Raw genomic sequence first — 19,852 nt, 5'->3', positions numbered from 1 at the left:
TTGTCTATGTCTGGAGCCGGGCGCCAGACCCGCTGCCGACGCTCACCGCGACCCCTTGCATACGGGAAACGCAGGGCACCCCCAGAACCCCACCCCCGTATGCCGGTTCGTCCTTCGCACCATCACCGCTTTGCATGCCGGGCAACTCGGGGAGCTTGATTCGACGGCGTGATCGATCACGGGTTCGACTTTCCTGGAAGGCTCGGCGCCGCCGACCTGCACCTCCCTGATCATCTCCAGCAACGTTGCGCCATCGATCAATCCGATCGGCTTGCCCTCGGCGAAGCGCGCCGCATCCGCAGTGAAGCCGCCGAGCGCCGCGATGCGCACGGCGTGCGCGCGATGATGCGTCATCAGGCCGAACATCTCGCGCACCACGTTGACCGGCACCTTGTCGCGCCGCCACTGCTTGCACTGCACCAGCGTGCGCTTGCCGTCGCGATGCAGGACCAGGTCGATGCCGCCATCGGCGCCGCCAAGACCGGTTTCCTCCACCGTATAACCGCGGCGACGATAAGCCTCGCCCACCAATCGCTCGAAATCCCGCCATCCCAACGCGGCCAGGCTGTCCAGCCCACGCCGCGTCTCCAGCAACTGGCGCTTGCGCCGCGCATCGAAGAACGACATGCCGGCGGCGATCACGCACAGGCCGAAGAAGACCCAAGCCAAAGGCAGGAAGGGATTCGTGTTCTGGAAGACGCTGCCCAGCGCACTGTTGCGCGAGAACAGCAACGGGATGCCATGCGCGATGGCCAGGTAGCCCGCGACCCCGATAATGAGCCCGATCGGCCACGGCAGCGCGGCCAGGTTATCGATGAAACCGCGACGACCACGTCCCATGTGGCTTCCCCTCTCACCCCGTCGCGGACCATAACGCGATCCGCGGGGAGACGCACGAGCGACCGCGTGCCGTTCGTCGGGAATCAGCGCGAGCGGATGTTGGCCACCCGCAGCGGCTTCAGCGCCAGCTCGCCTTGCGCGAAGGCGGCGGCGTGACCTCGGTGTCGACCACCGGCACCAGCAACGACAGCCGTGCCTTGGCGAACTCGCCGCTGCCGTCCACGTCCAGCTTGCCCACGCTGCTGGCCGTGATCAGCGCGGTATCGAGGAAGACTTCCGCGCCTTCGGCTAGCGGATGGCGCGCACTGCACAGCTTGGCAGGCACCTGCAGCACGCTGATACCGTCGCGCTGCCACTTCGTCTCCGGAGCCAGCCGCCGGACGATGGAGCCGTCCACCCAGACATCCACCGAATCCGATTTCACCGATCGGCATTTGCCGATCCCGACATCAAACGTCATGCGCCCTCCTTCGAGGCGATATGCGTGAGCGTGAAGAGGTACCCGCGCGATTCCAGCAGCGCGCGCATGCGTCGCTCCGCGGGCACGCGATGAAACTGGCGGCCGGCCCACAAACCGAAGCACGGGCGACCGGTGTTCTGACCCTGGCCCGTCGGGCGCCGCGACACCGCGATGTCCAGCGATTCGCACGCCGTGGCCCACATCACCCGCAGGTCGTCAGGTCCAATGGATTGCTGGGATCCGAGATGCAGCAGGAAGACCTGGACGTGCTGGTTCGCCACACACACCTCCTCGGCACGCGGGACCGCGTGGGTCAGGCCGAGAGGGAGGGATTCAGCCAGCGAAACGCGGCGGAGGGTACTGCCAGTCAGCAGGAACAGGTATACGCCGTTGGGGGGGTTATCGCAAACGCCCTGGCGCTCCGGAGAGCAGGCGACGTACCCCGCCTTTACTCAAGCGTATTCGGAGGCAGAGGGACATCCCGCGCGAGGCCCGGCAGAAGCTGATAGATCATCTCGGGGTTCTTCCGCAGGCCAGCACCATCCAGGTACGTCCATGTAGTGCCGCCCTTGGATCGGATCGCAATCATGAAGGTGGTGCTCTTCATCTGCGTGCCGTTCACCGCCATCACCGATACCCGGGGCACGAAGCACACCTCCTCCTCGCCCGCCTGATAGACCTCTGTCGGCATGCCGACTTCCTGGCTGACAAACGAGATGCCGATGTCCCTCAGCTGAGCAAGCGCATGCCGCGTCAGTTCGGCGAAGGCATCAGGCCCACCCGCCATGGCTTTCAGCGACGGATGCGTGCGAGCGATCAGCGGCTCCGCATCGCCGCGCTCGAACGCGGCCGTCATCGACGCGATGTCGGATCGCAGCGATTGGACATCGGCCGCCGTAAGCGGTGCAGCCGATACGCCGCTGCTCAGCAAGGCATACAGCAGCAGCGATGCCAACAAAGTCCGCGCAGCCCGGAAGCGTTCTTGCATCATCATGCGTTCACTGGGTGGAGAATCGGCAGCCGTCACTGTAAGCGATCCAACCGCCACCCCAGCCCCGACCAACGGCCCGCGTGGCGGTCCAGCGCTTCGCGGATCACCGCGTCGCTGCCGGCGACGTGCAGCGCGTGGCGGGCGCGGGTGATGCCGGTGTAGACCAGCTCGCGCGACAGTACGCGGTTGCCGCGCGCAGGCAGCAGCAGCCACACCGTGTCGAACTCTGAGCCCTGCGCCTTGTGCACGGTCATCGCGAACGCGGACTCGTGCGCGGGCAGCGCCGCCGGATGGAACGCGCGCGGATTGACCGGATCCTCGCCGGGGAACCACGCCACCAGCGTGCCGGCCGCATCGCGCAGGCAAACGCCGATGTCGCCGTTGAACAGGCGATGCCGGTAACTGTTCTCGGTGACGATCAACAGCTGGCCATGGAAGTGGCCCTGCGCCGCGCGCACCGGCCCGCCGCTTTCGGCGAGCAAGCGTTCGATGCGTGCATTGAGCGTGCGCGCGCCTTGCGGCCCTTCGCGCACCGCCGTCAGCAAGCGCAGCCGCGTGGACTGCGCCAGCGCATCCGCGGGGGTGGCGGCCTGGCCGAGCGCGCGGAAATGGGCGAGCAGGGCTTCGCGATGCGTGTCCAGCGGATCGATCAGGTCTTCGTGGAAGTGCACGTTGGACAACGTGCCGGCGCGCAGCTGCGACAGTGCGGCATCCGCATCGCCTTCGCGCACGGCGGCCGCCAGCGGCGCGAGGTCCAGCGCTTCGCTCTGGCGCCAGCCGCGCTGCAGGTGCACGCGGACGCCAGGGAAGCGTGTTCCTTCGTCGTGCCGTGCCTGGGCGAGCGCGCCCGTATCGCCGAGCAATGGCTGCAGGGCGTCGGCATCGTCGTGCGCGATGGCATCGCCTTCACCGGCGGCGCCGAGGATGGCGGCCAGCACGTCGCCGGCCTCCACCGACGGCAACTGGTCCGGATCGCCCAGCAGTACCAGTCGCGTGCCGCCGGCAACGGCATCGACCAGCTTGGCCATCAAGGGCAGGTCGATCATCGAGGCTTCGTCGACGACCACGACCTCGTACGGCAGCGGGTTGTCGCGGTCGTGGCGGAAGCGCGGCGAATCCGCGATCGTCCCGAGCAACCGGTGCAACGTGGTGCCGGTGGCGGGCAGCGCGGCGAGCAGATCTGCATCGATGCCGTCCGTCGCCAGCGCCTGCCCTGCGTGGCGCACGCTCTCGGCCATGCGCTCGGCGGCACGACCGGTGGGCGCGGCCAGCGCGATGCGCGGCGGTGCGTGGCCTGCGTGCAATGCCTGCGCGACCAGCAGCACGAGCAGGCGCGCCGTGGTGGTGGTCTTGCCGGTGCCGGGCCCGCCCGTGACCAGCAGCAGCGCATGGCGCAACGCAAGCGCGGCGGCGCGCGCCTGACGGTCGTCGTGCATGGCCTGCGGGAACAGCGTCGCGAACAGCGGCGCCAGGGGTTCGATTCCTGCTTCCGGCACCGGCTGCACGGCGATGCGTTGCAGGCCCCACGCCAGCGCGCGCTCGTATTCGCGGTAACGACGCAGGTAGAGCAGACCGCCTTCCAGCACCAGCGGCGCGTGCGGATCGGCGGCGGCATCGGCATCGTCCGGCGTAGCCACCCAGCGCGAGGCGGCAAGACATGCGCACCACGCATCGGCGGATGGCCAGTCGATGGGGGCTTCGGCATCGAGCAGTGCCTGCGGCTCGCGCAGCGAGAGTCCGGCATGGCCCTTCGCGACGGCGAGCGACGCCAGCGCGGCCGCGGCCAGCATGGCATCGGGCGTGGACGCATCCAGACGGCGCAGGCTCTGCGCGAGGGCGTGGTCCAGGGTGCGCAGGTGGCCGTTGCGGAACAGAGTATCGAGCAGGCTCATGCGGCCGCCTCCTGACCGTGGCCGGCGAAGAGGGCATCGAGTGCGTGCACGAGTTCCGGTGCGAAGCGCTGCGCATGTACACCGAGCGACGCATCGCGCGCGGGTTCGAGCCCGCGGCAGAACACGTAGCGGATGCCGCCGAAGTCGCGTGCGTAGTCGTAGCCGTCGCCCAGGCGGAAACGCAGCCAGCGGTGCAGCGCGACGGTGTAGACCAGGGCCTGCAGGTCGTACTCGCTGTGCGCCATCGCGGCGGCCAGCGCGGGCGCGTCGTAGCGCGGCAGGCGGTTGGACTTGTAGTCGAGCACGTACCAGCGCCCGTCGCGCACGTAGGTCAAATCGATCTTGCCGGTCATCAACCCTTCCAGCCGCGAGCGCAGGCCGAACCCCTGGCGCGCGCGCACCACGCCATGCGCGTGCAGCAGCGCCAGCAACGCCGGCACGGCAGTGGGCGCGAGGGCGAAATGGAATTCGATTTCGGCACGCCGCTCGTATTCGCCCAGCGCATGCAATGCGCCACCCTCGGGCAGCGCGACGGTTAGCGTGCGCCCGATCAGCGAGGTGAGCAGCGCGATGCCGTCGGCCACGTCGTCCTTGGCGTAGCCTTCCCTGCGCAGCGCGGCGAGTAGGGCGGCATGTTCTCCTTCCGGCGCCGCATCACCCACCTGCCACTGCGCCCATGCACTGAAGCGGGTGTCTTCGAGCGCCGCATGCAGCACGTTGCCGAAACGGCTGCCACTGAAACGCGGGTCGTACACGTCGGCGGTGATGTCGGGGGATGCGTCTGCGTCATCAGACTGCTGCAGCGGTTCGTCCGCGGCCGCGCCATCGGCCTCGGTGGAGGCGGCATCGATGGCGTGGCCCGCATCGGCATGTGCGAGCTGGGTGAAGCTGTAGACCCACCAGTCGGGCGCGATGGAACGCCGAGCGATGCGGGCGGCCGGCACCGCGCCCTCGGCCACGGGCGGCAACCACGGCAATGCCGGGGGCGGCGACGTGGGGTCGATGCGGATGCCCGGGTCGCGCGCCCGCAGGGCGTCGACATCGCGCACCATCGACCACAGCGGTGACTGGGCGTGCTGATAGAAGGCGCCCGCTGCCAGCCACAGCGCGTGGCAGGCACGGGTCAGGCCGACGTACAACAGGCGCGCATCTTCGGCGCGCTGTGCCTCGCTCCATTGCGCCTTGGCCGCGCTCCAGCCGGAGACCTCTTCCTGCAGCTTCCATTGCAGCACGCGGCCGTCCGCGTCGGTGACGACGACACGCTGGCCGGGATCGGGCGCCTTGCCGCCGATGCCTGCGTACGGCAGGAACACCAGCGGATACTCCAGACCCTTGCTCTTGTGCAACGTCACCACCTGCACGCGGTGCGCGTCGGATTCCAGCCGCAGCAGCTGCGCGTCGTCATCGGCGCCTGTGCCGGCATCGGCGATGGCAGCGGCCAGCCAGTCGACGAGGCCGGGCAGGCCGAGCGTACGAGCGTCGGCCTCCTGCAGCATTTCGGCCGTCTGCAGGTAGTTGGTGAGCCGGCGCTCACCGTCGAGCAGGCCGAGCAGACGCGGGGCGTGCTCCGCGCACAGGTCGTTCACCAGTGCCAGCGGACCGCCGCGTTGCAGGCGTTCGCGCCAGTCCTGCGCGCGCTGCTGCCAGCGGCGCATCGCATCGCCGTCCGTCTCGAGTGCGGCGATGCCGGTGGCATCCACGCCCAGCAGTACGGTGGACAGCGCGGTGCGCAGATGGCCGTCGTCCGCGCCGTGCATCAACGTGCGCAGCAGCGCGTGCAGTTCGCGCGCTTCCGGCGTGGCGAACAGGCTGAGCTTGCCGGCCGCGACGGCGGGAATCCCGACCTCGGCCAGCGCCTGCCGGATGCGGGTGGCATCCCAGTGCGTGCGGACCAGCACGGCGATGTCGCCGGGCCGCACGGGCCTGCCGGCGATCGTCGCCGCGCCGGACCGCGCCTCGACCAGCACGCCATGGATGGCGGCCACGCAGGCAGCGGTGGCCAGCTCACGCGAGGTGCCTGCGTCCCAGGGCTTGAGCTTGCCGTCCGGGCCGGGCGCTGGCGATGGCGCCTGCCACACGGTCAGCGCGGGTGCGGCCGTGCCATGGCGCTGGAAGTCGTCATCGTGGCGGGTGCCGCCGGGCGCGACCGGATGGAAACGGATGCGCTCATCGACGAACGCGGCGTCGCCGGCCTGTGCGTACAGCGCTTCGATGGCGCGCAGCACCGAGGGCCGCGAACGGAAGTTGTGCGACAGCGGTGGCGCGGCGACGGCATCGGCCTGCGCGGCGAGGTAGGTTTCCACGTCGCCGCCACGGAAGCCGTAGATCGCCTGCTTGGGATCCCCGATGACGAACAGCGCCGACTGCGGACTCCCGCTGCCGAACACGCGGTCGAAGATGCGCCACTGGCGCGAATCAGTGTCCTGGAACTCATCGACCAGCGCGACGCGGTACTGCGCCCGCAGGCGCTGCACCAGGGCGTCCGCATGCGGCGTTTCGAGCGCGTCGGCGACGCCGTCGATCAGGTCGTCGTAAGTCTGCACGCGCAGCTGCTGTTTGCGCAGCACCAGCCGTGCCCGGGCATCGTCGCGCAAGCGATGCAGCAGGGCGACGCGGCGCGCCTCCCGGTAAGCCTCGATGCGGTCCTGCATCTGCAGGTACACGTCGATGGCCTCGCTCAGCGGCGACGCCGGGGTGCCGCCCGTGCCGCCCTTGCTAGTTCTCTGCAGCAGCGCCTCACGGCGCAGCTGCGGCAGCTTGTCGTGCGCGAATGGCACGCCGGCATCATCCGCGAGCGCCCACACACCCAGCGCGTCGAACAGCGCGGCGATCCACTCGAGCTTGTAGCTTCCGCCGTGCAGCACCTTGCCCTCCACCGCGGCGACCAGGGCATCGCGGAACGCGTTCCCGTGGGCGCGGTACGCGGCGGCGAGTGCTTCGCCCGTCGCGCGCAACGCGGGTGCGGGGTCGGCAGGCAGCGGATCTAAGGGGTGCGGCTGCAACTGCTGTTCGCGCAGCAACACGGGCAGGTCGGCCGCCAGGGCCTCGGGGCCGCCCCTCCACAGCGCAAGCAGATCCTCCGCACCGTCATCGTCCACGCCATGCGCGCGCCACAGGTCTGCGGCGATTTCCTGCCGTAGCGATGCGTCGTTGGCGAGCAACTGCGGGGCATCGAAACCGTGCCCGCTTTCCAGGGCGTGTTCGCGCAGTACCCGTGCACAGAAGCCGTGGATAGTGAACACCGCCGACAGGTCCATGCCGTCGGCGGCTTCGCGAAGGCGGCGATGCAGTGCAGCGGGGGATTCGCCACTCCGCGCGAGATGCGCGTCGAGGAGCGCGCGCGTCAATGCCGCTTCCGGCCCTTCATCGGCGACGGCGACGGCGGGTAGCGATGCCGCCAGCAGCAGGCGGGCGCGGATGCGCGCGCGCAGCTCCTGGGTGGCGGCCTCGGTGAAGGTGACGGCCAAGATCTCGCCGATGCGCAAGCCGCCTTCCACCACCAGCCGCACGACCAGCGTGGCCAGGGTGAAGGTCTTGCCGGTACCGGCGGACGCCTCGATGGATTGCACGCCATCGAGCGGCAGCGCGAGATAGGGATCGTGCGCGGCGGTCATCCGGCGTCCTCCGCGTCGAAGAGGGGAGCCAGCGCGCGCAACGCATCGGGATCGGTGCCGGCGTAGACCTCGCCCTGCGTGACCGCGAGATAGATCGACATCGAAAGATCCGCGAACCGCAACCGCGTGGCGTCATCGGTGAACGGATCGCAGCCGCGCAGAGCGAGCCGCAGCGCATCTCCGTTGCCTTCGCTCCAGCTGCGCTCGCTTCCGTACCATTTCTTCGCCGCTTCCTTCAGGCCCGCTTCCATGTCGGGCGCGGCGGCGAAGAATTCCCAACCGCTGTAAGGCGCGAACGGCAGCGGTTCGCGCAGGCCCTGCTCACGCAGCCAGAGCAGGTGCCGGAGCACCGTGCGCGCCTGGTCCGGAGGGAGAGGCAGGCGCACGTGGGGACCGAACGGATGGCCGGACACCGGCTTCCTGCCGCCTTCGTGGAATTGAACCAGGGGCAGCGCCAGGCCGGTCGCACTGGCGAGCAGCCAGTCCAGGCCGTCGCGGATCGCCGCGTTTCCGCCCGGAGCACCGATGCGAACGCGGGCAAGCCCATGCGGATACACGCCCGCTAGCGTGCCGTGCAATGCGACGCCGTCGATGTCCACCTCGATGCGCTGCGTCGCCGGCACGTCGCCGCCGCACCAGTCGGCGAAGGCGCGCGCATACGGCATGACCTCGCTGCGCAGCGCGGTCAACGTGCGCCGCCCCAGCGGACCCGAGGGCAGCAGTGCGCGGGCGCGCAGGGCGGCATGCAGCGTGGCGTCATCGTCGCCCTGCAGCGCTCCGGCGAACACGGCCGCCTGCACTTCACTGCGCGCCAGGCCACGGCCTGGCAGCAGCAACGGTTCGACGTCGTCGCCCGTCTCGTCGATACCGTCCAGCCGCAGGCCGAGCCGCTGGCGCAGGAACTGCTCGGCCGGTGCGGCCAGGAAGCGGCGCAGCAGGTCGAGCGACAGCGAGGAGCCGGCGTCAGCAGGTGGCGGCATCGCGTCGCCCGGGAACCAGCGCGGCAGTGGCGAGCGTCGCCCTGCCAGTTGGCCGGCGGCGGGATGCCATTGCCGAAGGTAGCTGAAGCGGCGTGGGTCGTCGCCGAACGCGGCGGGCGAGAACGGCTGCAGCGAATGGTGCACCACCAGCGCCCTCGCGACAGACGCCGGATCGGCATGCTGCTGCGCGGCGGCGTCGATGAGTTCACTGACCAGCATCGACGGTTCGCGTGCGCTGCCGTCGCGCGGATCGGCGCCGAGATAACTGAGAAGGAACACGTCCTGCGCGGCGGCGAACAGTTGTAGGAACAGAAAGCGGTCGTCTTCGCGCAGCGAGCGGTCGCCATGCCGGCGTTTGTCGGTGCCGAGTTCGGCCGTGAGCTTGCTCAGGCCGGCGGCGGGATCGCGGCGCGGATAGTCGCCATCGTTCATGCCGAGCACGCAGATCACGCGGAACGGCAGCAGCCGCATCGGCACCATGCGGCCGAAGCTGATGCCGCCGGTCAGCAGGGGCGCGCGCGTATCGGCTTCGGCAAGTGTGGTGGTGAAGTGCGCGCGCACCACGTCGGCTGGCACGGTGTCGGCATAGCCCGCTTTCTCCGCCTGCGCGGCGAAGTCGTCGATGAGCATGCGCAGGCGGTCGAGTGCGCGCTGGCTGGCAGGCAGGGAGGGTTCGCGCGGCAGCAGTGCGGCAAGCAGTCCGAGCAGCCGTTCGCGCCATTGCGCGGGCGTGATCGCTTCGCCCAGCGATTTCTGGTGGCGCGCCAGCACGCGCAACAGGCGGACCAGGATGTCCAGCGCATCGAGCGCGCTGCCTTCCAGTTCCGGCCAGGGCGCGACGCCGGCGATGTCGTCCTGCGCGCCGCTGGCGTGGCCCAGCAGCAGGCGGTCAAGCGCGAACTGCCAGGTGTAGGCATCGTCGGCGGGCGCGTCGTGCGCGGCACGGTGCTTCGCATCCAGTCCCCAGCGCGCGCCTGCGGCCTGCAGCCACGCGTGCAGGCGCTCGAAGGCGGGGGCATCGAGACCGGCCGCGTCCGCGATGGGCGCACTGGCGAGCAGATCGAGGATCTCGTGGGTGCCGAAGCGCGAGACCGGCAGGCCGAGCAAGCGCACGAACACGTCGGCCAACGGCTCGCCGGCCAACGGACTGGTGTCGGCCAGCGCGTACGGCAACCGGTCGCCATCGCCCGGTGCGCCGAACACGGCTTCCAGGTAGGGCACGTACGGGTCGATGTCCGGCGCCAGCACCGCGATTTCGCGCGGCTGCAGCGGCGGATCGAAGCGGTCGTCCTCCAGCAACGCACGCAGCTGGTCGTGCAGCACCTGCAGTTCACGCAGGCGCGTGTGGCAGGCGTGCACCTGCAGGCTGGGATCGTCTGTGCGCAGGGCTGGCAGCAGGTCGAGCGGCTGCGCGCGGCGATGGAACAGGTCCGACTGCAGTCGCCGCAGCAGGCTGCCCTGGAACTTGCCGCCCCCCGCACCGGGATCGGCATGGCCACGCACGTCCAGGCTGGGATGCACCAGTTCGTAACCGCCGATCACGGCCATGAAGTCGCGCCCCGCCGCACCCCAGGCCTGCAGCAGGCGGGCGTCCGCGGTCGTGTCGTCCTCGGCGCCCGCGCGCAGGCGTTGCAGGTCGCCCCAGTAGTCCTTCACCGGCGACGGGACATAGAAATGCAGCGTGCCCACGCGCGCCTGCGTGGCCAGCACGCGCAGCACATCTGGGGAGACATTGAGCGTGGCGAACGCGAACACGCGTGGCGGCAGTCCCTGCGGCAACGGCTGGCCTGCGCCCTCGAAGCGGTCGAGATAGCGCTGGATGCGCCGCGCGCGGTAGTCGTGGCCACCGGCGACGTGGCGCCACAGGATCGCCTGCGGGTCGTCGGGATCGGCGCCACTTTCCCAGCGCAGCAACCAGTCGCGACGCCAGGCCTGGTACTTCTCGAACACGTCCGCCAGTTCCCCCGCCAGCGCCCACGGCTTGAGTGGATCGGGCCGGCGCGACGCGGTACCCGCCAGGTAGGCGGCGATCTGCGCCATGGCCGGACGCGCGAGCAGCACGGGGTCGGTCAGCGCAGCGTACAGCCGCCAGTGCAGCGTCGCGGCATCGAGATCGTCGCCCTCGCCCGGCACATTGGCGTCCAGCGCACGTGCGACGAACTCGCCAGGGGTGAGGAATTCCAGGTTCGCGGCGATGCCGTGCTCGGTGGCCAGCGTGGCCTGCAGCCAACGCCGCATCGCGACCTGCGGAATCAGCACGGTGTCCGGCGCCAGCAGCGGCACGCCGGGCGCGGGCGTGCTCAATTCCCGCGCCAGCAGGCCCGCCAGCACCTCCAGCGCGTTGGAGTGGTAGAGGCGGAAGTCGGGCGTGGCGTCGGTCGTCATCGTCGCCGTCATTGTGCCGGATGGCGGTCGCAGCACCGGAGACCGCGGCGCTTTGGGCCACAGCATCCCGCACGGCCGTGCGCGCGGGCCCGATGCGGATGCCACAATAATCAAACTGCGCGGTACGGTTTATGTTCAGCCGCTGGCCGCGAAGCTACGCCGTTGTTTTTCCGTTAACCCGCCTGTGGCCCGCCGACGACGCCCATGACGCCTGCCGACGCCCCTGCCGTGCACCTGTCCGGCCTCCGCCTTGATCGCGGCGGCCGCACCATCCTGCGCGGCATCGACCTGACCGTGCCCCGTGGCAGCATCGCCGCCGTGCTTGGACCGTCCGGCAGCGGCAAGTCGACGATGCTCGCCGCGCTGACCGGCGAGCTGCCGCCCGCGGCGGGCACGGTGGAAGTCTTCGGCCAACCCGTGCCGCACCGCAGCCGTGCGCTGCTGGAGATGCGCAAGGGCGTGGGCGTGCTGCTGCAGGGCAACGGCCTGCTGACCGACCTGACCGTGGCGGAGAACGTGGCGCTGCCGTTGCGCACGCACACGAAGCTGCCGGATGCGCTGATCCGCCGGCTGGTGGATTTCAAGTTGAATGCGGTCGGCCTGCGTGCCGCCGCCGATGCCTATCCGCGCGAGTTGTCCGGCGGCATGGCGCGCCGCGTGGCGCTGGCCCGTGCGCTGGCGCTGGACCCGCCGCTGATGATCTACGACGAGCCGCTGACCGGGCTGGACCCGATCGCGTCGGGCGTGATCATGAGCCTGATCCAGCGCCTCAACGACACCCTCGGGCTGACCAGCATCATCGTGACCCACCATGTGCACGAAACCCTGCCCATCGCCGACCAGGCGGTGGTGATCGCCAACGGCGGGCTGGTGTTCTCGGGCACGCCGTCCGAGCTGGAAGCCACGTCGGACCCGCTGGTGAAGCAGTTCCTGCGCGGCGAGCCCGACGGCCCGATCGCGTTCGATACGGTCAAGCGCGGGGAGGCCGCCTGATGCCCTTCGTCGCCGCCACCCGTTCGCTGGGCCGTGCCGGGCTGTTCTCGCTGTCGGTGTTCCGTGCCTCGGCGCCGACCCGCGATTTCTTCGCCGAACTGACCCGCGAGATCTACAAGATCGGCGGGCGCTCGCTGCCGATCATCGCCGTGGGCGGCGCGTTCGTGGGCCTGGTGCTGACCCTGCAGGGCTACCGCACCCTGACCACATTCGGTGCCAGCGACGCGCTGTCCACGCTGCTGGGCCTCTCGCTCTATCGCGAACTGGGCCCGGTGCTGACCGCGCTGCTGTTCATCGGTCGCGCCGGCAGCTCCATCGCCGCCGAGCTGGGCCTGATGCGCGCCACCGACCAGATCAAGGCGCTGGAACTGATGGCCATCGATCCGGTGGCGAAGGCCGTGGCCCCGCGCTTCTGGGCGGCGGTGCTGACGGTGCCGCTGCTGACCGGCTTCTTCTGTTCGCTGGCGATCAGCGCCAGCTACTTCGAGGCCGTGCACGTGCTCGGCCTCGACAACGGCACCTTCTGGTCCGCGCTGCAGAACAGCGTCGACTTCTGGGACGACTTCGGCGTGGCACTGCTGAAGTCGGCCGTGTTCGGCGGCACCAGCGCGCTGGTGGCGGCCTACGTGGGCTTCCACGCCGAGCCGACCATCGAGGGCACCTCGGTGGCGACCACCCGCGCGGTGGTGAACGCCTCGTTGCTGGTGCTGATGTTCAATTTCGTCATGTCTGCATTGCTGTTCAGGAGCTGACCCCATGTCCGTCCGTGGACCCCGCCTCGAATTCGCCGTCGGCGCCTTCCTCCTGCTGGCCCTGGCCTCATTGCTGGTGCTGGCGCTGGCTTCCACCAATAAACGCTTCGGCGTGGGCGGCGGCAGCTACGAGCTGACCGCACGCTTCACCAACCTGGGCCAACTGCGCAAGCAGGCCCCGGTGAAGATCGGCGGTGTCGTCATCGGGCAGGTGGCCGATATTCAGCTGGACCCGGTCAAGTTCGACTCGGTCGTCACGCTGTCCATCGACAGCCAGTACAAGGACCTGCCGGCCGACACCGCCGCGGGCATCTTCACCAGCGGCCTGCTGGGCGAGAACTACATCGGCCTTTCCCCGGGCGGCGACCCGGAGGTGCTGAAGCCCGGCGAGGAAATCGCCTTCACCCAGCCGGCGGTGGACCTGCTCCAGCTGGCCGGCAAGTACATGTTCAGCGGCGGCGCCAACAATGCCGGCGCAGGCTCCGGGGAAACCCCGGCCAGCGGCGAGACCGCGCCCCCCGTTACGGAAGAACCCACGCCATGAAGACCCTGATGAAGCATTCCTTCCTCTCCATCGCCCTGTCGGCGGCCCTGCTGGCCTCGGCGCCGGTCGCCGTGTTCGCGCAGGCCGCGGCCCCGGCGGCCGCCGCCAAGCAGAACAGCGCCAGCCAGGTGGTGCTGAACAGCAGCACGCGCATCCTGGCCACGCTCGACCAGCGTCGCGCCGAGTTCAAGTCGAACCCGGCCGCGTTGCGCCAGTACGTCACCAGCGAGTTCAACACGCTGTTCGACGGCGACTATTCCGCCCGCCTGGTGCTGGGCGTGCACGGCCGCGGCGCCTCCGACGCCGACGTGAAGCTGTTCGGCCAGGCCCTGACCGAGCGCCTGCTGTCGGCCTACGGCGCGCGCCTGGCGGACTTCAACGCACGGCTGAAGGTGCGGGTGAAGTCCGAGTCGCCGCTGCCCGGCGGCAAGGGCGTCAAGGTCGAGACCGAGTTCATGCAGCCCGACCAGACGGTCACCCCGATCACGTTCTATGCGCGCAACGTCGGCGGCCAGTGGAAGGTGTTCGACGTGCTGCCGGAAGGCGTCTCGTTCGTGCAGACCTTCAAGACCCAGTTCGACACACCGCTGCGTCAGAAGTCCATCGCACAGGTGGCCTCGGACCTGAAGTCCGGCAAGCTCCAGGTCAATGGCAGTGCCAACGGCAAGTGACGCCACCGTCAGGCGGGACGGCGACGCGCTCGTGTTCACGGGCGCGCTGGACCGTGCAGCCGCCGCCGCACTGTGGCCGCAGGCGTCTGCGCAGCTGGCGGGTGCGCAACGCTTCGTCCTGACCAACGTCACTACCGTCGACAGCGCCGGGCTGGCACTGTTGGCCGAACTGGCCGCCCGCGTGCGCGCCACCGGCACCGCACCACGTTTCGAAGGCCAGCCCGCTGGCCTGGCCGACCTGCAGGCCGCGTACCGTCTGACGCCGGAACTGGATTTCCCGGCGTAACCCCACCCCCGCAGTTTTCAGGAATCAGGATGAATCTGTTCCGCCTCAGCACCGTGGTCCTGCTGGCCGCCCTGGCGACGGCCTGCGCCTCGGCGCCCAAGTCGGCCACTGGCGCTCCGCCCGAACCCGTCGTCGTCGACGGCAGTGGCTCCGCCAGCGCCGATGCGACGACCGCCCCTGCGTTGCCCGCCGAACCCCCGATCGATCCGGCGACGACCGCCACCGCGGCGGTCAGCGATCCGGCGACGGCCAGCGCCGAAGACGACTTCGCCGCGATCTATGGCCAGGGCGCCTACGACCCGGTCGCCGATCCCTCGCTGCCCGCCCCTGCGCAGGCGCCGATCGCCTACGACCCGTGGGAGAAGTTCAACCGCAAGGTGCACGCGTTCAACAACGCGGTGGACCGGGCCGTCGCCCGCCCGCTGGCGCGCGCCTATACCGCTGCCGTGCCGCGGCCGGTGCGCCTGGGCGTGAGCAATTTCTTCGACAACCTGCGCCAGCCGCTGACGATGGTGAACCAGTTGCTGCAAGGCCGCCCACGCGACGCCACGCAGACGTTCGGCCGCTTCGTGGTCAATTCCACGCTGGGCATCGGCGGCCTGTTCGATCCCGCCAGCGACCTGAAGATGAAGCGTCGCAGCGAGGACTTCGGCCAGACGCTCGGCACCTGGGGCTGGAAGCGCTCGCGCTACGTGGAACTGCCGTTCTTCGGCCCGCGCACGGTGCGCGACGTGCTCGGCCTGGCCGGCGACATGCCGCTCAGCCCGGTGCGGCAGATCGAGGACGACAAGACGCGCATCTTCCTGCAGGGCCTGAACCTCGTGGACACGCGCGCGCAGCTGCTCTCGCTGGACAGCCTGCGCGAAGGCGCAGTGGACGACTACGCGCTGGTCCGCGATTCCTGGCTGCAGCGCCGCAACTACCAGATCGAGAGCCATCGCACCCAGCGGCAGCCGACCGAAGACGAGTTGCCGGAATACCTGCAGGATGAGAACACCCCAACCGTGCCGGTGGATGCGATGCCGATGCCGGAGATCAGCGGCGGCGGCTGAGGATCACGTCCCGATCCTGATAACGAAACGGCGCCCCTGGGCGCCGTTTTCGTTTCCGCGCGAGAGCGGGCTCACTCCGCTTCGTCGCCGCCAAGCAGCTTCGTGGGTTCGCCGCCGCTGGGCAGCGATTCGACCTCGCGCAGGCTGCGCTCGATGGCGCGCGTGCGCACGCCGGTCTGGTCGATCTGCTTGCTGGCCTGGTCGAGCTTGGTCTTCACCGAATCCATCACGTCGCCGAACTTGCCGAACTCGCGCTTGGCGTTCGCCAGGATGTTCCAGACCTCCGCGGACCGCTTCTCGATCGCCACCGTGCGGAATCCGACCTGCAGGCTGGTCAGCAGCGCCAGCAGGGTCGTCGGCCCGGCGATGGTGATGCGCTGGTCGCGCTGGATCGCTTCGAACAACCCGGGCCGGCGGAGCACTTCGGCATACAGGCCCTCGGTGGGCAGGAACATGATCGCGAATTCGGTGGTGTGCGGCACCGCGATGTACTTGCGGATCTCCTGCGCCTGTTTGCGCACGGCGCGCTCCAGCGCATCGCCCGCCTGCTTGACCGCGTCGGCGTCCGCGCGCTCCTGGGCATCGAGCAGGCGTTCGTAGTCCTCACGCGGAAACTTGGCGTCGATCGGCAGCCATACCACCGAATCGCTGGAGGAGCCGGGGAACCGCACCGCGAACTCCACGCGCTCGCCACTGCCCGGCACCGTGGCCACGTTGCCGGCGTACTGGTCGGGCGCGAACACCTGCTCCAGCAAGCCCGCCAACTGGACTTCGCCGAACACACCGCGGCTCTTCACGTTGGTCAGCACGCGCTGCAATCCGCCGACATCGGCTGCCAGCTTGTTCATGTCGCCCAGGCCCTGGTGCACCTGCGCGAGCATGCGCGTGACGTTGCCGAAGCTCTCGGTCAGGCGGGTTTCCAGCGTCGCGTGCAGCTTCTCGTCCACCGTCGCGCGCATCTGTTCGAGTTTCTGCGCGTTGTCGGCCTGCAGTTCCTTCAGGCGGCCTTCCAGCGTCGCGCGCATCTCGCCGATGCGTTGTTCGTTGCGCTGGGTGAGCTCGTTGAGGCGCAGGCCCAGCGTGTCGGCGAAGCGCTGCTGCGATTCGGCCGACTCCAGGCGCCCCTTGCGCGCGTCCTCGGTCAGGGTGTCGCGCAGCACGTCCAGGCGTTGGTCGGTGCGCGTGCTGAGGTCGCCCAGGTTGCGCGCGAAGCCGTCGATGCGGGCGTCCTGCGCACGCGACAGGCCTTCCAACTGTTCCCGCAACTCGCCGCGGCCCTCGCGCTGTTCATCGCGCAGCGCGCGCTCCAGCAGGTCGCCGATGCGGGCTTCCGGCCGGCGCAGCACCAGCACCGCGAGCAGGACGACGGCCACGGCGACGAGAATCAGCAGGAGGACGAGCAGGGTCTGGGAATCCATTCCCACAGTGTAGCCGCTGGCGTCTCACCGCCTGAGCGGAGGCGCAGCGCGAACCGCCTCGCACGGGAAGCGCGCGCCGCGTCACGGGATGCGGATACGTGGCTTGACCCCCCGGAAGGGCCGGCGCACAGTCGCGGCGCACCGACCGCTTGGGGAAAGCCGGCTTGCTGCAACGCCTCCGCACACTGATGGGCGCCGCGCCCGATCCCGTGCCTGCCCTCGCGGCGGCGCGTGAAGCCGCCCTGCTGGCGGCGCTCGGCGAGCCCGAACGCATCGATCGCGACAGCGACCGGCGGCACCGGGTGGACGTGCACGTGTACGCGCGCACCTTCGTCGAGGCCTGCGTGGACGGCGACGACGAAGGCTACGTGCTGGTCACCAGCGGGATGAGCGACCGGCTGATGCCGATGCCCGACGGCTACGACGGCGACGAATCCGCCGCGCGCGAACTGTTCTGGTACGTGCGCGCACCGCACCCGTCCTTCATCGAACAGCTGCGCTGGCTGTCCAAGCTGCCGTTCGCCGAAGACAGCTGGCTGGGCTACGGCCACACCGTGCCGCTGCCGGAACCGCCCATGGCGGGCTCCCCGTTCTCGACCTTCCTGCTGCTGCCTCCCGTCGTGGCGGCCGACCGCCATCTGTTCGACAACCTGCACCTGCATGGCCAGGGCGTGGAGCCGCTGGTGGTCCACCTGGTCTCCGACGCGGAGTACGACCTCGTCCGCTCGGACGAAGGGCTGGATGTGTTCCTCGACCTGCTGGACGTGCACCGCTACCCGCTGGTGTTCGATCCGGCGCGGCCTTCGTATCTCTGAACCGTCCCGCGCGGCACGCCGCGTGGTGCACCGCCGATTGCCAGCCACGCCGTGCGCGCATAGGCTGCTGGCGGCCCCGGGGCGGGGATGCGCCCGCGGGTCATGCCCCCTCACCTTATCCATGCCGGCCCGCGGTCGGCATACCGCCCCATTGACGCATTCGAGGAGTTTCCATGAGCTGGCTACGGCGTAAATCCATCGACCGGATCACCGAGCACGAAGAAGGCCGCCGGCTGGTGCCCACGCTGAGCTGGCCGCACCTGGTGGCGCTGGGCATCGGCGCCATCGTCGGCACCGGCATCTACACGCTGATCGGCGTGGGTGCCGAGAAGGCCGGCCCCGCGGTGCTGATCTCCTTCGTCGTGGCCGGCGTGGTCTGCGCCTGTGCCGCGCTGGCTTACGCCGAACTGTCCACGATGATGCCGGCCGCCGGCAGCGCGTATACGTACAGCTATGGCGTGCTGGGCGAAGCCATCGCCTGGATCGTGGGCTGGAGCCTGATCCTCGAGTACTCGCTGGTCGTCAGCACGGTCGCGGTGGGGTGGTCGGGCTACTTCGTCGGCTTCCTGGAATGGGTGCAACAGAGTTTCGGCTGGAACGTCACCTTGCCCGCCGCGCTGTCCGCCGGTCCACACGCCGGCGGCGTGCTGAACCTGCCCGCCATCGTCATCACCTTCCTCGTCGCGGGCATGCTGATCGCCGGCACACGCGAAAGCGCCACGCTCAACGCGATCCTGGTGGTATTCAAGCTGATCGCGCTGGCGGTGTTCATCGCGGTCGCGCTGCCGGCGTTCAATGCGGACAACCTGCAGCCGTTCATGCCGTATGGCTTCCCGAAATCGATCGGACCCGACGGTGTCGAGCGCGGCGTGATGGCGGCGGCGGCGATCATCTTCTTCGCCTTCTACGGATTCGATGCGATTTCCACCGCGGCCGAGGAGACCAAGAATCCCGGCCGCGACCTGTCGATCGGCATCATCGGCTCGATGGTCGGCTGCACGCTGATCTACCTGGTGGTCGCGGTGGCCGCCGTCGGCGCGCTGAGCTACACCGTGTTCGGCCAGAGCGCCGAGCCGCTGGCGCTGATCATGCGCGAGTTGGGGCACGGCACGGCCGCGCTGGTGATCGGCGTCGTGGCGATCATCGCGTTGCCGACCGTGCTGCTGGCGTTCTTCTACGGGCAGAGCCGCATCTTCTTCGTGATGTCGCGCGACGGCCTGCTGCCGCGCGGCCTGTCCAAGGTCAACCCGCGTACCGGCACCCCGGTGGCGATCACCGTGTTCACCGCCATCCTCGTGGCGGCGTTGGCCGGCGTGGCCCGGCTGGACGAAATCGCCGCGCTCGCCAACGCCGGCACGCTGGCGGCGTTCGTTGCCGTGGGCGTGTGCCTGCTGGTGCTGCGCAAGCGGGAACCAGACCGTCCGCGCGTCTTCCGCACGCCGCTGGCCTGGGTGGTCGGCCCGGTGGCGATCTTCGGTTGCCTGTACCTGTTCTGGAGCCTGCCGCATCGCACGCAGCTGTGGTTCCTGGTGTGGAACGCGGTCGGCATCGTCGTCTACCTGGCCTACAGCCGCCGCAACAGCATGCTGGCGAAAGGCGGCGATGCGTGACGAAGATCGCGGTGGCAATTCTTTTCATGCTGCTTGCCATGGCATCTGGGTCGTTGGCCAAAGGCAATCCAAATCGCGGAGAGCAGTTCATTTCCACGAACCCGGATCCCGATGCGGTGGCGGGTGTGTGGACCGTCAACTCTGACCTTGTGATCATCCGCATCACTAGAATCAACGGAAAGCGTCTTCGACCTGCACTGTCAAGCTTTAGTCTCGCCCCCGGAACATACACCCTCGACGCCGAGCTCGCGCTGGAGCGCGGACAGAATCCTTTTCTTACTTCAAGCGCGCGGATCAGCGATTTCCGCTTTACGGTAGAAGCCGGCCACACATACGGCTTGAATCATCGCTACAGCGAGGATCGAAGGGCTGTAGGCCTCGTGCTCGAAGACCTAGGGACTAGGCAGTCCTGCGAATACATCGACTTGCCGACGTCCGGTTCCAAGTTCCTTGACTGCACCACCCGTCCCGACTGAACCGGAAACCAACTTCCCGTGCGGTTGAACGACCACATACGCATGCGTGTGGCGTAGAACTTCATTAAACCTT

At 69.2% G+C, this 19,852-nt stretch carries 17 protein-coding genes; 9 read left to right on the top strand and 8 right to left on the bottom strand.

Translation table 11 applies throughout. The annotated features are described in order from the left end of the window. Positions 1-42 precede the first annotated feature (42 nt). The 7 genes from ASD72_RS11015 to recC form a co-directional block, all read right to left on the bottom strand. Positions 43-840 carry a restriction endonuclease gene (locus tag ASD72_RS11015; protein WP_056879996.1) on the bottom strand — a complete coding sequence of 266 codons (798 nt, stop codon included), beginning with the start codon at positions 838-840 and terminating at the stop codon, positions 43-45. 118 nt (positions 841-958) lie between these two features. Then, positions 959-1,300 carry a hypothetical protein gene (locus tag ASD72_RS11010; protein ID WP_056879995.1) on the bottom strand — a complete coding sequence of 114 codons (342 nt, stop codon included), beginning with the start codon at positions 1,298-1,300 and terminating at the stop codon, positions 959-961. After that, positions 1,297-1,581, bottom strand: coding sequence for a hypothetical protein (locus ASD72_RS11005; protein ID WP_155944610.1), 285 nt, complete (start codon positions 1,579-1,581; stop codon positions 1,297-1,299). The genes ASD72_RS11010 and ASD72_RS11005 overlap by 4 nt, the downstream gene beginning before the upstream one ends. A 167-nt stretch (positions 1,582-1,748) precedes the next feature. Then, positions 1,749-2,294 carry a hypothetical protein gene (locus ASD72_RS11000; RefSeq protein ID WP_235577998.1) on the bottom strand — a complete coding sequence of 182 codons (546 nt, stop codon included), beginning with the start codon at positions 2,292-2,294 and terminating at the stop codon, positions 1,749-1,751. Between the two features lie 29 nt (positions 2,295-2,323). Beyond that, on the bottom strand, positions 2,324-4,183 hold the full coding sequence (gene recD / locus ASD72_RS10995; RefSeq protein ID WP_056879993.1) for an exodeoxyribonuclease V subunit alpha: 1,860 nt from the start codon (positions 4,181-4,183) through the stop codon (positions 2,324-2,326). Continuing rightward, positions 4,180-7,797 carry an exodeoxyribonuclease V subunit beta gene (locus ASD72_RS10990; protein ID WP_056879992.1) on the bottom strand — a complete coding sequence of 1,206 codons (3,618 nt, stop codon included), beginning with the start codon at positions 7,795-7,797 and terminating at the stop codon, positions 4,180-4,182. The genes recD and ASD72_RS10990 overlap by 4 nt, the downstream gene beginning before the upstream one ends. Next, positions 7,794-11,162, bottom strand: a complete 3,369-nt coding sequence (recC, locus tag ASD72_RS10985; protein WP_056880228.1) for an exodeoxyribonuclease V subunit gamma — start codon at positions 11,160-11,162, stop codon at positions 7,794-7,796. Before recC ends, ASD72_RS10990 begins: the two co-directional genes overlap by 4 nt. 204 nt (positions 11,163-11,366) lie before the next feature. Here recC and ASD72_RS10980 point away from each other — a divergent pair, with 204 nt between their 5' ends. From ASD72_RS10980 to ASD72_RS10955, 6 genes are read left to right on the top strand one after another with little or no spacing between them, the layout of a single operon-like run. Beyond that, on the top strand, positions 11,367-12,155 hold the full coding sequence (locus ASD72_RS10980) for an ATP-binding cassette domain-containing protein (RefSeq protein WP_056879991.1): 789 nt from the start codon (positions 11,367-11,369) through the stop codon (positions 12,153-12,155). Next, positions 12,155-12,907, top strand: a complete 753-nt coding sequence (locus ASD72_RS10975) for an MlaE family lipid ABC transporter permease subunit (RefSeq protein WP_056879990.1) — start codon at positions 12,155-12,157, stop codon at positions 12,905-12,907. The genes ASD72_RS10980 and ASD72_RS10975 overlap by 1 nt, the downstream gene beginning before the upstream one ends. Positions 12,908-12,911: 4 nt before the next feature. Further along, on the top strand, positions 12,912-13,451 hold the full coding sequence (mlaD, locus tag ASD72_RS10970; protein ID WP_056879989.1) for an outer membrane lipid asymmetry maintenance protein MlaD: 540 nt from the start codon (positions 12,912-12,914) through the stop codon (positions 13,449-13,451). Between the two features lie 8 nt (positions 13,452-13,459). Beyond that, positions 13,460-14,122: an ABC transporter substrate-binding protein gene (locus tag ASD72_RS10965; RefSeq protein WP_056880227.1), complete on the top strand. Its 663-nt coding sequence runs from the start codon at positions 13,460-13,462 to the stop codon at positions 14,120-14,122. Continuing rightward, positions 14,106-14,408, top strand: a complete 303-nt coding sequence (locus ASD72_RS10960) for an STAS domain-containing protein (RefSeq protein WP_235577997.1) — start codon at positions 14,106-14,108, stop codon at positions 14,406-14,408. Before ASD72_RS10965 ends, ASD72_RS10960 begins: the two co-directional genes overlap by 17 nt. Positions 14,409-14,437: 29 nt before the next feature. After that, entirely contained in the window at positions 14,438-15,460 is a 1,023-nt protein-coding gene (locus ASD72_RS10955; RefSeq protein WP_056879987.1) for a VacJ family lipoprotein, read from the top strand. 71 nt (positions 15,461-15,531) lie between these two features. Here the strand turns inward: ASD72_RS10955 and rmuC are convergent, their stop codons facing one another. After that, positions 15,532-16,878: a DNA recombination protein RmuC gene (gene rmuC, locus ASD72_RS10950; protein WP_056879986.1), complete on the bottom strand. Its 1,347-nt coding sequence runs from the start codon at positions 16,876-16,878 to the stop codon at positions 15,532-15,534. 164 nt (positions 16,879-17,042) lie between these two features. Here rmuC and ASD72_RS10945 point away from each other — a divergent pair, with 164 nt between their 5' ends. From ASD72_RS10945 to ASD72_RS10935, 3 genes are all read left to right on the top strand, one after another. After that, a complete protein-coding gene (locus ASD72_RS10945) occupies positions 17,043-17,693 on the top strand; it encodes a suppressor of fused domain protein (RefSeq protein WP_155944609.1) in 651 nt (216 codons plus the stop codon). Positions 17,694-17,866: 173 nt separating this feature from the next. Next, a complete protein-coding gene (locus tag ASD72_RS10940; RefSeq protein WP_056879984.1) occupies positions 17,867-19,303 on the top strand; it encodes an amino acid permease in 1,437 nt (478 codons plus the stop codon). Next, a complete protein-coding gene (locus tag ASD72_RS10935; protein ID WP_056879983.1) occupies positions 19,300-19,779 on the top strand; it encodes a hypothetical protein in 480 nt (159 codons plus the stop codon). Before ASD72_RS10940 ends, ASD72_RS10935 begins: the two co-directional genes overlap by 4 nt. Positions 19,780-19,852: the final 73 nt, after the last annotated feature.

Origin of the sequence: Pseudoxanthomonas sp. Root630 (genome assembly GCF_001427585.1) — a bacterium.
Lineage (GTDB): Bacteria > Pseudomonadota > Gammaproteobacteria > Xanthomonadales > Xanthomonadaceae > Pseudoxanthomonas_A.
The sequence above is the reverse complement of the archived record's forward strand: the minus strand, read 5'-3'. Positions and strand labels throughout refer to the sequence as shown.

Coding starts and splice junctions, on each gene's coding strand:
- mlaD (WP_056879989.1), top strand. CDS start 12,912: ATGTCCGTCCGTGGACCCCGCCTCGAATTCGCCGTCGGCGCCTTCCTC.
- rmuC (WP_056879986.1), bottom strand. CDS start 16,878: ATGGATTCCCAGACCCTGCTCGTCCTCCTGCTGATTCTCGTCGCCGTG.
- ASD72_RS10940 (WP_056879984.1), top strand. CDS start 17,867: ATGAGCTGGCTACGGCGTAAATCCATCGACCGGATCACCGAGCACGAA.
- ASD72_RS11015 (WP_056879996.1), bottom strand. CDS start 840: ATGGGACGTGGTCGTCGCGGTTTCATCGATAACCTGGCCGCGCTGCCG.
- ASD72_RS10990 (WP_056879992.1), bottom strand. CDS start 7,797: ATGACCGCCGCGCACGATCCCTATCTCGCGCTGCCGCTCGATGGCGTG.
- ASD72_RS10965 (WP_056880227.1), top strand. CDS start 13,460: ATGAAGCATTCCTTCCTCTCCATCGCCCTGTCGGCGGCCCTGCTGGCC.
- recC (WP_056880228.1), bottom strand. CDS start 11,162: ATGACGACCGACGCCACGCCCGACTTCCGCCTCTACCACTCCAACGCG.
- ASD72_RS11010 (WP_056879995.1), bottom strand. CDS start 1,300: ATGACGTTTGATGTCGGGATCGGCAAATGCCGATCGGTGAAATCGGAT.
- ASD72_RS10955 (WP_056879987.1), top strand. CDS start 14,438: ATGAATCTGTTCCGCCTCAGCACCGTGGTCCTGCTGGCCGCCCTGGCG.
- ASD72_RS11000 (WP_235577998.1), bottom strand. CDS start 2,294: ATGATGATGCAAGAACGCTTCCGGGCTGCGCGGACTTTGTTGGCATCG.
- ASD72_RS10975 (WP_056879990.1), top strand. CDS start 12,155: ATGCCCTTCGTCGCCGCCACCCGTTCGCTGGGCCGTGCCGGGCTGTTC.
- ASD72_RS10980 (WP_056879991.1), top strand. CDS start 11,367: ATGACGCCTGCCGACGCCCCTGCCGTGCACCTGTCCGGCCTCCGCCTT.
- recD (WP_056879993.1), bottom strand. CDS start 4,183: ATGAGCCTGCTCGATACTCTGTTCCGCAACGGCCACCTGCGCACCCTG.